General features: G+C 63.3%; 11 protein-coding genes and 1 pseudogene. 2 read left to right on the top strand and 10 right to left on the bottom strand.

Features of this window, described 5'->3' with window-relative positions; all coding sequences use genetic code 11:
- The 3 genes and pseudogenes from VF515_11025 to VF515_11015 all read right to left on the bottom strand — a co-directional run.
- A partial coding sequence (locus VF515_11025; protein ID HEX7408163.1) for a hypothetical protein occupies positions 1 to 629 on the bottom strand: 629 nt, incomplete at its 3' end.
- 229 nt (positions 630 to 858) lie between these two features.
- Positions 859 to 1242, bottom strand: a pseudogene (locus tag VF515_11020) (DUF1302 family protein).
- Between the two features lie 114 nt (positions 1243 to 1356).
- Positions 1357 to 1524: a hypothetical protein gene (locus VF515_11015; GenBank protein ID HEX7408162.1), complete on the bottom strand. Its 168-nt coding sequence runs from the start codon at positions 1522 to 1524 to the stop codon at positions 1357 to 1359.
- 322 nt (positions 1525 to 1846) lie between these two features.
- On the opposite strand from VF515_11015, the gene VF515_11010 reads away from it, so the two are divergent.
- Both VF515_11010 and VF515_11005 read left to right on the top strand, forming a co-directional pair.
- Positions 1847 to 3289 (top strand): wax ester/triacylglycerol synthase family O-acyltransferase, encoded by a 1443-nt coding sequence (locus VF515_11010; GenBank protein HEX7408161.1) that lies wholly within the window; start codon positions 1847 to 1849, stop codon positions 3287 to 3289.
- Between the two features lie 257 nt (positions 3290 to 3546).
- Positions 3547 to 3972: a CBS domain-containing protein gene (locus VF515_11005; protein HEX7408160.1), complete on the top strand. Its 426-nt coding sequence runs from the start codon at positions 3547 to 3549 to the stop codon at positions 3970 to 3972.
- 223 nt (positions 3973 to 4195) lie between these two features.
- Here VF515_11005 and VF515_11000 read toward each other — a convergent pair whose 3' ends face one another.
- The 7 genes from VF515_11000 to VF515_10970 form a co-directional block, all read right to left on the bottom strand.
- Entirely contained in the window at positions 4196 to 5866 is a 1671-nt protein-coding gene (locus VF515_11000) for a hypothetical protein (GenBank protein ID HEX7408159.1), read from the bottom strand.
- A gap of 95 nt (positions 5867 to 5961) precedes the next feature.
- Positions 5962 to 6726 carry a polysaccharide deacetylase family protein gene (locus VF515_10995; GenBank protein HEX7408158.1) on the bottom strand — a complete coding sequence of 255 codons (765 nt, stop codon included), beginning with the start codon at positions 6724 to 6726 and terminating at the stop codon, positions 5962 to 5964.
- 8 nt (positions 6727 to 6734) lie between these two features.
- Entirely contained in the window at positions 6735 to 8114 is a 1380-nt protein-coding gene (locus tag VF515_10990) for a glycosyltransferase (GenBank protein ID HEX7408157.1), read from the bottom strand.
- Positions 8089 to 8394 (bottom strand): hypothetical protein, encoded by a 306-nt coding sequence (locus VF515_10985; GenBank protein ID HEX7408156.1) that lies wholly within the window; start codon positions 8392 to 8394, stop codon positions 8089 to 8091. The genes VF515_10990 and VF515_10985 overlap by 26 nt, the downstream gene beginning before the upstream one ends.
- A gap of 13 nt (positions 8395 to 8407) precedes the next feature.
- A complete protein-coding gene (locus VF515_10980; protein HEX7408155.1) occupies positions 8408 to 10225 on the bottom strand; it encodes an NAD(P)/FAD-dependent oxidoreductase in 1818 nt (605 codons plus the stop codon).
- An 80-nt stretch (positions 10226 to 10305) separates the two neighbouring features.
- Positions 10306 to 10551 (bottom strand): glycosyltransferase family 2 protein, encoded by a 246-nt coding sequence (locus VF515_10975; GenBank protein ID HEX7408154.1) that lies wholly within the window; start codon positions 10549 to 10551, stop codon positions 10306 to 10308.
- Between the two features lie 375 nt (positions 10552 to 10926).
- Entirely contained in the window at positions 10927 to 11298 is a 372-nt protein-coding gene (locus VF515_10970; protein HEX7408153.1) for a transposase, read from the bottom strand.
- Between the last annotated feature and the right edge of the window lie 67 nt (positions 11299 to 11365).

The raw sequence follows: 11365 nt of genomic DNA, 5'->3' as shown, positions 1-11365 counted from the left end.
TCGGTCGTGTTGATGAAGTAGCGCTGCGACACATTGAGGATGAGGTTGTTGGTGAGGAAATAGTCCACCGCCCAGTTCACCTCCATGTTGAACTTGTTCACCGGATCCAGGACGTACACAACCAGCGGGACAATCTTCCCGCCACGGTAGAATGTGGTGGCCGCCAGTGTGACCAGGGCTTCCCAATCACGCACCTTGTCGATGAACGGCTGGCTTGATTTGGTAAGAAGGCGGTTGGCGGGATTTGGCCCACTGCTCGAAAACTGCCCGCGAAAGCCCTCGATCTGCGCGTTCCTGATGCCGCCGCAGGGCTGTGAGCTCCAGGGTTTGTCACACTTGATATCGGGATTGTTCAAGAGATGATGCCAGAAGAACTGTCCCAGGATGAGAAACGTGGAGTTGCGGTTGAGTGGCCGAATCCAGGTGGGGCGATCGAACGCCAGCATCCCCTTCCACATGTCCCGCTTGCTGACACCGAAGACGTCTCGATCCAGCGTCGTCCGGTAGGAGTTGTTCGCCCCAAACAATTTCGACAGCGGCTTGCTCGCATCCGTGAACGGCACGCCCATCTCGTACACGGTCTCCATCCGGAAGACGGTTTGCGTGTATCTCTCCTCCGCATAGTTCAAGGAATCCCCTGCGGTATGCACATAGGGTGCGATAAACTCTGCCGGGAATTCGGTGGGTTTGACGCTGGCTGGGTCGACGGCTGTGACGGAGGCGGAATTGGTGCCAATTGGCGAGTCCCTGCTTGTTCAGGACGGTGAACGCTGGCGCCAGCGGGTCCTCAATGGGCGCACTCCAGGGCCGCGGCAGGAAGTCGCGCTTGGCTGGGTACCAGTCGCCTGGATTCCAGTAGAACTCCAGGAAGCTGCTGGAGAATGGCCCGAGTTGCCCGAAGTCCCACAGCCCCTTGATCATCCAGTACGGGATGCGCAACTCGTCCCACGATTCCTGTTGAAGATGCCAGGTCAAATCGAGCCCATTGACACGGTCGAGCAGGCGGAAGTTGTCGGTTTCCCCCCACACTATCTGCTGCCGCCCCAGCCGGAAACTCAGGGGCGCTTCCTTGAAGCTGAGGTCGATGTACGCCTCCCGCAAGTCGTTCTCGAATTTGATTCCGTCCCGACGCGGTCCCGAAAGGTCATCGAGCTGCAGAGGGCTGGGCTTACCGTAGATGTCCCGCTGCGCGAAACCCGGAGTGTAGTCGTACACGCTGTCGTACACGCCGCGATAGAGCATGAACAGCCTCGCCTGAGCGATGAACGGGACCTCAATCCGCTGGAGCAACTGTCCCTGGTCCAGCAAAGAGTAGTCGACGCGCAGCTTGAAGGTGTTGCGTTGCTGAATGAAAGCCTAGGTGTCGATGTCGGGATGGCGAATCAGCTCCTGCGCCGACACGTTGCCCGAGATTTCCAGCGGGCCGTACCGTGGCAGAGCCCTCGCCACGCCGCAGAACAACGCTGCGGACATCACAGAAACAAGAAGGTTACAGAGACCCTGTCGCACGAGTCGAGCCTGCATGGACGACCACCTCCTCGGGCTCGCGGCAACGCCCTTCTGCCGCCATCCGGAGAAGCACCATATGTGCCACGTACCAGGCCATACGCGTGCGAGCAGATGGGCGCACAACCCGATCACCGGCATGCCAACTGTAGGAATGTGAGAAGCAGAATGCTGGGCGGTGTTCGCGGCTACCGGCTGCAATTCCGTGTCCTCTATTCAGAGGTTCGCAGGAGTCAGAACCATGAACCTGACGGGGGGAAAAGGCCTGTGCCGAATGTGCGGCATGAATCATGCGAGAGCCCTTGGCCAGGCAAGGTGCTGAGCTGTGTTGAGGAGCGAGATGACTGCGATGGAGCGTGCGTTTCCGAACCGGATGAATCCGACGGATGCTCTCTTCTGGTTGCTGGACAAGATTCCCGACCTGCGATCGACAATCGGGGCACTGTTGATTCTCGAGCGGGTTCCGGCGCGCCAGCGGATACACGAGGAGTTCGAGCGCCTGAGCGGCCAGCTGGTGCGGATGCGGCAGCGGGTTGCGGAAGTGCCGTTTGGCCTGGCCCCGCCTGAATGGATCGAGGACCCACAGTTCGATTGCGACTATCACTTGCGCTACCTGGCGGCCCCGGCACCGGGCGGGATGGACGACCTTTTGGAGGAGATCAGTCCGTTTTACGCGACCGCCTTCGATCCGGAACGGCCGCTGTGGGAGGCGTATGTGGTGGAAGGGCTGGCTGATGGACGCGGCGCGCTGTTCATCAAGATGCATCACTGCCTGACCGATGGTGTGGGCGGCGCGCAGCTTTCCGACATGTTGTTGAGCGATCGCTCCGCAACGTCGAAGGCGATCATCCGAGCGGTCTCCGACCGGCGGTCGTCCACTCCAATAGCGATGTTATGGCGCGCGGCCCTGTATAATTTGAATGATGCCGTTCAGGTCAGCCGCACGGCGCTGGGATGGGCGGCGACCGCCGCCTTGGCGCCGACCACGATCCTGCCTGACGTGTCACGGGCAATCAGGGCCGTTGCCGGATTTGGGCAAGAATTAGTGGTGCCGCGGGCCGAAAGCCCGCTGCACCACCGGCGCAGCTTGTCTCGGCGGCTCTCGACTTTCGAAATGTCCCTCCGGGAGATCGACGCGGTACGGGGCAAGCTGTCAGCCACCAATAACGACCTGGTGCTCACCATCGTGTCGGGGGCCATGCACCGGTGGCACACATCACGTGGGGCGGATACGCGCGAGCTGCGCACGCTCGTGCCGGTGAGCTTGCGCCGTCCAGGCGACGTCAGTGCCGGCAACCGCCTTGCCTTGCTGGCGCTGACGTTGCCGGTGGGCGAACCGAATCCCCTGCGCCGCTTGCAGATCATCCAGGATCGCATGGGGCAAGTGAAGAGCGACCGGCGCGCCGCACTATACCCGCTGCTGGCGCGCCTGATGGTGGCGATGCCATTGGCCCTCGCGAAGCAGATCGGACGGCAGCAAACCACGCGGACCAATTTCGTGTGCACCAACGTGCCGGGCCCCCGGCGCCTGTGTTACCTGGCCGGCGCGCCCATCGAGAAGATCTATCCCTACGCGCCGCTGGTCGGCGATCACCCCGTTGCGATTGCGCTTTACAGCTACCGCGATACGATGTTTGTCGGGTTGGATGTCGACCCCTTGGCCATGGACGACTTGCCGCGTTTCCGTGACATGATGCAGGAATCCTACGACGAAATCCTGAACGTCGGGCGCCAAGCTCCGCGCGCTGCCGCCCGGTCAGGTCGCCGCGGGCATCGCCGCTAGTCGGACCTTACTGGCCCATCCAGACACGACCGCCCTGATTGTGCCGGCGCAGGCCAAGAGCCTCCAGGCTTTCGTTCTCTTGGCGGCTGGAGTGGGGGTGGGTCTCCTTCTTTCCTGACGGAATCGCTCGGTGCGGCACCTTCCGCCCGCGCCGAAGGCTTGAGAAGCGACGGCAAATGTGGTGGGCTTTAGACAGAGGCCGACTTCGGGTCGGCCCCGCAGGCAATTGTGCAGGGAATTGGGAGGAGTACCTCGGCATGCAGATTCAGCAATGGATGAAGCATCCGGTGCACATCGTGAAACCGTTGGATTCAATCCGACACGCACGGGAAATCATGGAGATGCACCGAATTAACCAGCTGCCTGTGATCGCCGGCGGACATCTGATCGGTATCATCACGGATCGCGATTTACGCGCCGCATACCCTTCGGTGTTTGACGCTCCGCTTCTGAGCGGCCGTAAGCCGCACACCGCCGGGACGGATCTGGAGGCAGTGACGGTGGAAATGGTGATGACGCCGAACGTCTTGACACTGGCTCCCCACGACTCGGTGCCGGATGCCGCTCGACTCATGCGCCGCGAGCGCGTCGGTGCCGTGCCCATCGTCGACGGAAATCGGCTCGTGGGTATCCTCACGCGCAGCGATGTGTTGGATGCTTTCGTTGCGCTGGCTACGCCCTAGCGGCATCGCGGCGGGTGAAATGCACGACAAGCGGGGGGGCAGGCGCCATCGCGTGTTCATCCCAGTGGCGTGCCTGGTCTTGTGGGGTCTACTGACCCTGGCTGGAACGGGTTGCAGCAGGGATCGGTCTTCATCGGAGAATGCCGGCGGCGCCGACGACGCCTCCGCGACGGCGCCGGCCTTCCGCAACCTCGGCAAACGCGCTGAAAGCCCGCTCTGAGTCCTACTCGATTTCCGCAGGCAGACGCACGAGCGTGTTGCCCGTCTTACCTTGTGTCGGATCGAGGGCCTGCACCACTATGAGCTCAAGTTCGTAGGAGCCACGTTGCGTCGGCGGGTCGATGCGCGCCCGCACGGAGGCCGATTCCTGCGGGCCCAGATTCCGCGGCAACATGACGAATCCTCCCTCACCGTCGACCACTGCGCCGCCGAACCACCACCGATAGAGGATCCAGACTTGGAGGTAGCCGAAGTCGCTGAACGCCGGCCACGTCACGCCACTCATGTTGCTGATCCGCAGGTTCAGTGTGCCGGCGCCTCCGCCCCGAAGGCGGAGCGGAAGCTGGCTTTCGTTGGTGATCTCGCCGACAAGGTCTGTGCGGTCGATCGGCTCGAGCAGCGCCGGTTGTGGCTGCGTCAGCGCCTGCCACAGGAGCGGTGCCAGATCGAAGCCGTGCCAGCCGGTGCGCGCGGCCCGCAGCACTTGTAGGTCGGTCCAGTCCCAGGCGCGCCACGGGGCCACGTCGACGGATGTCGGCAACGCGTTCCACGAGTTATCGTCGCAGTAGACGCCAATGGCCTGGACGACGATGCCCCAGAACGCCAACGCGGCCACCAGCATCCGACCTTCGCGTGAACGGCGCAGCCGCTCAACCGTCTGTGCCGCGCACAAGACGAGCACGGGAAGGATGTCCGCTAAGAACCGGGGTCCGTAGCAGTGCCCACCCCACCATCCGGACCACGAGCTGTACAAGAGTAGATAGCCTGCGATTCCGATCGGCGCATAGGCGAGCCATCGCGGTCCGGCACGGCTCGGGCGCAACACCGCCGGCACCGCCAAGGCCGTGAACGGGGCGTAAATGAACAAACCGCGATTCGGGCTGAACAACAGGCCCACGAGCGCCCCGAGCTTCGGCAGCGCAAACGCCTTGAGCTGGTAGCCGCCGGTCACGATACTCACCAGACGGAGGTTGTAGGCGAAGAGCAACCCCGCGCCGACGACAGGCAGGCTCAAAAAGAACATGAACTGCGAGCGTCGCTCTCGCCACACGAACACCAGCGCGACGAGCGCGAAGAGCATCATGGTTGGGCGCGCCAGCACCGCCAGGGCCGCAAATCCCCCTGCCGCCACAGCATTACGCCGCGTGTTCGGTGCGATCAGGAACAGGCACAGGCCGGCAAGGCCGAGTTCGGCTGGACCATGCTGCCACAGCGCCTGGCTGCTTATTGCCCAGGTGCTGGTGCCCAGGCCATAGATCAAGGCGAGCACCACGGCGACCCCTGGCGTGGCGGTGGCTGCGGCGGCGAGGAACACCAGGCTCACGGACGCCGCCGTGAGGAGTGCCGCGCTGATGCGCTCCATGACGACCGACGCCAAGCGGAAACGCACGTCGTCGTCGTCAATGTGGTGGTGCTCTAGCCACCGCGTTACCGGGAGATACAGCGGTGTCATCATGACCGGCACCCCGATCGGGTAAACCGAGAGCCAGTGCCCGTTGGGGAGCTGGCGGAGAAAATAGGGGTGCGGGTTCAACCGCCGCAGCCAGGTGAATTCGTCGAAGTCCAGGTTCCCCTGGCGCAAGATGCTAAACGGCAACAGTCGCGCCGGGATCGAGTCCCATGCCCCGATCTGGCGCAAGTTCGTCAAATAGACGAAAAAGCACAACACGCCCATCAGACACGCCGCCCTGACGCGATGCGGGGCGGCCGCCGGTGCTGGCAGCGGGCGCCCGAGCTGCGGACGCCGCTTTGTACGTGCCCTGGGTTGAGTCATGGCTTCCGATCGGTGTTCCGCAACAATTGGCGGATGGTGCGACCCCAACGAAGCACGGTGAGATGACGGTCGAGCTGCCCGTTCAGCAGCTTCTTCAAGCTCGCCGAAGAGCGGAGGTAGAACATGTCGACTCGCGGCAATTCATGCAGTGGTTCATCGGCAGCTCGTTTCAGCACGCCGGTGCAGGCGGCACGGAACTCTCGCCGCACGACCTGTCGTGCGGCGTTGCCGACGCGGCCGAATGGGTACGCGAAGCTTACCACCGGGCGGCCGATGCGGTCTGCGATCTCGGTGCGTGAGCCGACGATCTCGCCTTCAATTTCCAGCGGTGCAAGCTGCCGCAGGTCGGGATGGCTCTTGCTGTGCGAGCCGATCTCCACCCCAGCGGCAGACAGATCCATCGCCTGGTCCCACGACAGCAACGGAAGTGTCCCCAAGCGCGGTGGCGGATCGGCCCAGCCGTTCTCACCTCCCACGTGGCCACTGGCGAGAAAGAGGGTGGCGCTGAAGTCGTGTCGCACTAGCACTGGCAAGCCCTGCTCGAAAAAGTTCCGGTACCCGTCGTCGAACGTGAGCACGACGGACTTCTCAGGCCAAGAGCCGTGAGCCTCGCGGTGGGTGACCGCATCGCGGAGCGCGAGCCCCCGATATCCCAGCCCCGCCACGCACGCCATCTGGGCGGCGAACACGTTGGGCGTCACCGAGACGACTGAACCGCTCGTATCCAACGAGTGGTAAGTGAGAATCGCGATGGGGTGCATGCCTCGCTTCAAGCGGCGGGAGCGGAGGAAGACGCAGACGCAGGCGCAAAAAACACCTGCCGCCCCGCCAACACGGAGGCGGAGTCGCCGAGAGCGCTGACCGGCCGCCCCGCACGCTTTTCCTTCAGCAACGTGCGGACAACGTCAAGGTAATGTCCCAAAAATGCATCCTCCGCGAATTCCGCGTCGTACGCCTGCCGGCCCTCGCGTCCCAGACGCGCGCGCCGACCCGGGTTCGAAAGCAACTGCGCCATCGCTGCGCGTAGCTCATCGGCGCGGCGATACATGAGGCCGCCGCCGTGCTCGCTGACGAGTTCTGCCAGGGAACTCTGGGCATACACGATCACTGGCGTGGCGGCGGCAAACGACTCCGCTACGACCAGCCCGAAGGTCTCGTAGCACCGTGACGGTACAATCGTGGCCACGGCATGACGATAGAGCCAATGCAGCCGCTGATGATCGACCCGGCCGACGAATTTGATGTTCGGGGCGCCGGCCGCCAACGACCGCAACGCGCCCTCGAAGCTGCCGGTGCCGGCGATCAGCAAATCGACATCCTGGCCGTGGAAGATCGGGATGATGTCTTGGAGACCCTTGATCTTCTCCAGTCGTCCGCTGAACAGGAAATACGGGCGTCCGGCGCATTCTTGCTGGTCGGGTTGAACAGCCGGTTCCGGATGGAAGCGGGGGAGCTGTACCATCATTCCGCGCAACCCACGCTCTTGATGCATGCGGATGGTGAACCTACTCGGACCGATGAAGGCGTCGATGTGGCGCGCGGTCCGTTGCATGAAACCGGCGCTGCGCCAGAGCTGCGGTGGCCGGCCGCCGGCCAACGTGCAGCGGAAGCAGGCCGGCTGCGTGCACACCTCGCGATCAAACTTCCACAGCACGTGCATGGGGCACACGAGCCAGTGATCGGTCAGCGTACAGAGCTTCAGTCCACGCCCGTAACCAAAGACGGCCGGTCCACCGAGGAGGGAGACGTTATTGTAATGGATAATGTCGTAGGTGCCGCTGTCGAGCCATTGGCGCAGCTCTGGGGCCTGTAGTCCCGGTCTGCCCGTTTGCTGCACCGCGAACAATCCCCATTTCCCCAGCGGCGTACGGATGCCGTGGACGCGGACCCCGGGATGGTCGTTGTACGGTTCGTGCGGAGTCTTTCCGGCCAGCATTTCGTACGCGGACGGGCTGTGTAGGACCGTCACCGCGTGGCCGCGGCGCGCCAAGCCATTGGCGAGGTGATGGGCGGAGATGCCGTCACCGCCGAAATTGTACGGCGGATAGAAGGTGGTGACGATGCAAAAGCGCAGCGGCTCGCCCACGAGGGACGGGATCGGGCTGCGTTCGAGCCCTGCGGACTCATTCCCGGAGCCCAGCAACGACATTGTAAACCGTCCCCAGCGTCCACCCCACGAGCGCTCCCGTGAGCGCCCCGTAGAGGAAACCGACAAGGCTTCCTGTCCACGTTACCGAATAGCCGAGAAAGTACTGGCTGAGCAGCTGCAGGTGCGCGCCGACCTGCGAGCCGCCCTTGATCAACAGCCATGCGGTTGTGGCAAACAGTCCCACACCACCGAGGATGGCGCATACCAGGGCCAACACTCCGGCGTGGATGCGAGCCACGGCGCGGCTCACCTCGTATGTCTCATTGGGTGCTCTCGTCATGTGCAGCCTCTCATTATACGCGGTCCAATAGATCTCGGCGCGCCGCGGCCGCAGCCCGGCGGCGGAGCAAGAGAGCATACGCATCCAGCCCCCAGTTCCGCAATCTCGCCACGACATACCCTAAGGCGAAGCCGCCACACCCCACCTCGGCACACCCCAGCACCGCGCCCGTCCATGTGACCTTGAATCCAAAGAAGTAGTTCCCCAGAAGGGACAGGTTCCACCCCACCGTGGGCCCACCCTTCACCAGCAGAAACGCGGTGGCGAAAAACAGGCCGAGCCCGCCGACGACGCCGAAGGCCGCACCCAGAGCAATCGGATCCAAGCGCGCAAACGCCACCTCGATCACCCGTTCGGGTGACAGATGCCGTTCCGGAGTGGGCACGCGTACGGGCACCAGTCGTTGGCGCGGCGCCGCCGGGGCTTCCTCGTGGTATTCCGTCTCGGTGTTCACCGACCAGACGTCGTAGTCTGCGCCCGCCAGATTGCGTGCGGCGTACACGCCGGCCAGCATCGAGTGGTCCTGGTTGTTGTAACGATGCTGGCCGTTGCGCCCGATCAGTTGCAGATTGGCGATCTGTCCCAGGTAGCGGCGAACGGTCGCCAGGCTTTGCTGATAGATCTGATCGTACACCGGGTACGCCTTGAGCATGCGCACCACCGTGCCGTCCGCGACCTCGCTCGGATCGAGGAGACCGATCTGTGTGCATTCACGGATGCCCATCTCGACCAAGCGTTCCACCGGCCAACTCCACTCCTGATCCTGGCCCCACAAGAAGTACTCGAGCCCGAGTGATGTGCGGGCCGCGTCGGGCACCATGTGCGGGCTCCAGTTCTTGTAATTTTGGATACGCCCCAGTTTCACTTCGGGCGAATGGATGTAGATCCAGTTGTCCGGGAAGACGTCGGCGCGCTGCACGATGAGGACGACGGTGAGATAGTCGCGATAGCGCAGCCGATTGGCAGCTCGGACGACTTCGTCGGGCGGCGGTGGGTCGAGGGCGTTGACGAGATCGCGGATGGGCATGGTTGAAATGACGTGCTCGCCACTGAACTCGGCCAATTCGCCCGACGCGGTGCGGCCATACACACACTCCACGCGGCCGTGCCGGTGGCGGATCCGTTCGACGCGGACCCCGCGGATGGTCTCGCTGCCCTGCTGGGACACGAGTTCGGCGCAACGCTCCCACATCATGCCCGGGCCGAGCCGGGGATAATGGAACTGATCGATCAAGCTCGTGATGATCTCACCGTCATTGGCGCGCCTATGGTTGAACAAGGCGTTACGGACCGCCTCTGACAGCGACAGGTTCTTGATGCGCTGGGCCGCCCAGTCCACCGAGATTTCCGAGCAGGGAATGCCCCACACTTTCTCGGTGTACGTCTTGAAAAAGATTTCGTAGAGCCGGTAACCGAAGCGGTTGCACACCCACTGCTCGAAGCTGGTTTCCTCCGGCGCGGGGGACAGCCTCGCCTTGGCGTAGCTCAAGCAGACCAGCAGGGCCTCCACCGGACCGAGGCCGGCAAGAGCGTTGAGTGGTTTGAGGGGATAGTCGAAGAAATGGCCGCGGTAGTGAATGCGTGACAGACGCGGTCGCAAGAGAAAGTCCTCACCCAGGATCTCGCGCCACAACTGATTGATCAGCGGCACCTTGGAGAAGAACCGGTGCCCGCCGATGTCGAAACGGTAGCCGCGGTAATTGACCGTGCGTGAGAGTCCGCCGACTTGGTCATCCGCTTCCAGCAGGGTCGACCGCCTCCCCAGCTTCGACAGCTCATAGGCGGCGGTCAACCCGGCGGGACCAGCCCCGACGATCAGCACCGGCGGCATCGGTCCCTAGCGCGTGGCTCTGGGCGATGCGAGACCTGGCCGCTGTCGCCGCGGGTTCAGCTTGTCAAACGTCCAGCGTTTCACAGCAAGATCTCACCTCGGGGCCGCTCGGCTCCGCGATCACGGGCCCGTGCCGGTCCACCATTCTGGTCGAGGGCTACCAGCGTTGCGCCATGTGTGCGGGCGATGTTTTGCGACTGGTCGGTGGATGCGTCGTTCACGGCAATGCCTTCGTAGTCCCGAAAACTCGATCGCCGCACGCTCTCGAGGCAGCGGTCGAGAAACTGTCCTGCGTTATGAACTGGGATGATGACCGACAGCCTCATTGACGCCGCGCTCCCTTGCCTTGCCGCGACCACGCCACTGCTTCGCTGATGCCTTCCGTTTGCTAAAGGAATCGGGGCGGTGGGTCAACACGTTCTGCCCTGAGCCTTCGGCCAGACGGATTCGTTGACTCGACGGCTTGGTCTGTGCAGTCAGCCTGAGGATGGATGATCAATTCCTACGGGTTGTATGCATGACGTCGCCAGCCAAGCGCCTCTGGGTGAACGAGAGTACGGTGTTACGCTGGCAAACGGGGCATGCGTATCCGACGCGGCTGTTACGGCGCCGCCTGAAGACGATCCTGACTACCTCCCTCCCGAACTGTAACCCCTCAGTCTTGGTGGCGCTGACTCGCGGATGTCTGAGCGAGAGCGGGCTCACGGCGGCGAATGGTTGCGGAAGAGCAGGGTGTAGGGATCTGCCGTCGGCTTGCGCGCAAGTTCATCCAGGGGGCGTTTGAAGCGTGCCTCAAAATCCGCAAAGCGTCGACGTAGAGTGGCCAGCACCGTCATGAGCGTCTCCCGCGTGCGGGCACCGGCTTCGGATTGCGAGCCGAAGCTGACCTTACGCGCGATGACGAGGGGACGCAGCTCGCGCTCGGCGAGATTGTTCTCCGCGGGCACGCGACGGTCGGCGGCCCAGTGGTAGAGCCGCTGGGCGTGGTCGCGGAAGATGGCGCGATGCCGAAGCGGTGCTGAGCAAGACGCGCAAGGAAACCGCTCGTCTTGGGCAGGATCAGAAACGCGCATTGCAGCGGGTCGTCACGGAGGTGAAACGGCTCCGTGGTGACTTCGAGAAGGCGGTGAAGCAGACCTC

Source organism: Candidatus Binatia bacterium, assembly GCA_036382395.1.
In the GTDB taxonomy this organism is placed as follows: domain Bacteria; phylum Desulfobacterota; class Binatia; order HRBIN30; family HRBIN30; genus JAGDMS01.
Note: the sequence above shows the minus strand (reverse complement) of the source record. Positions and strands in the feature narration are given on the sequence as shown.

Coding starts and splice junctions, on each gene's coding strand:
- VF515_10985 (HEX7408156.1), bottom strand. CDS start 8,394: ATGACGAGAGCACCCAATGAGACATACGAGGTGAGCCGCGCCGTGGCT.
- VF515_10980 (HEX7408155.1), bottom strand. CDS start 10,225: ATGCCGCCGGTGCTGATCGTCGGGGCTGGTCCCGCCGGGTTGACCGCC.
- VF515_11000 (HEX7408159.1), bottom strand. CDS start 5,866: ATGGGCGTGTTGTGCTTTTTCGTCTATTTGACGAACTTGCGCCAGATC.
- VF515_11010 (HEX7408161.1), top strand. CDS start 1,847: ATGACTGCGATGGAGCGTGCGTTTCCGAACCGGATGAATCCGACGGAT.
- VF515_10995 (HEX7408158.1), bottom strand. CDS start 6,726: ATGCACCCCATCGCGATTCTCACTTACCACTCGTTGGATACGAGCGGT.
- VF515_11005 (HEX7408160.1), top strand. CDS start 3,547: ATGCAGATTCAGCAATGGATGAAGCATCCGGTGCACATCGTGAAACCG.
- VF515_10975 (HEX7408154.1), bottom strand. CDS start 10,551: ATGAGGCTGTCGGTCATCATCCCAGTTCATAACGCAGGACAGTTTCTC.
- VF515_10990 (HEX7408157.1), bottom strand. CDS start 8,114: ATGTCGTTGCTGGGCTCCGGGAATGAGTCCGCAGGGCTCGAACGCAGC.
- VF515_10970 (HEX7408153.1), bottom strand. CDS start 11,298: ATGCGCGTTTCTGATCCTGCCCAAGACGAGCGGTTTCCTTGCGCGTCT.
- VF515_11015 (HEX7408162.1), bottom strand. CDS start 1,524: ATGCAGGCTCGACTCGTGCGACAGGGTCTCTGTAACCTTCTTGTTTCT.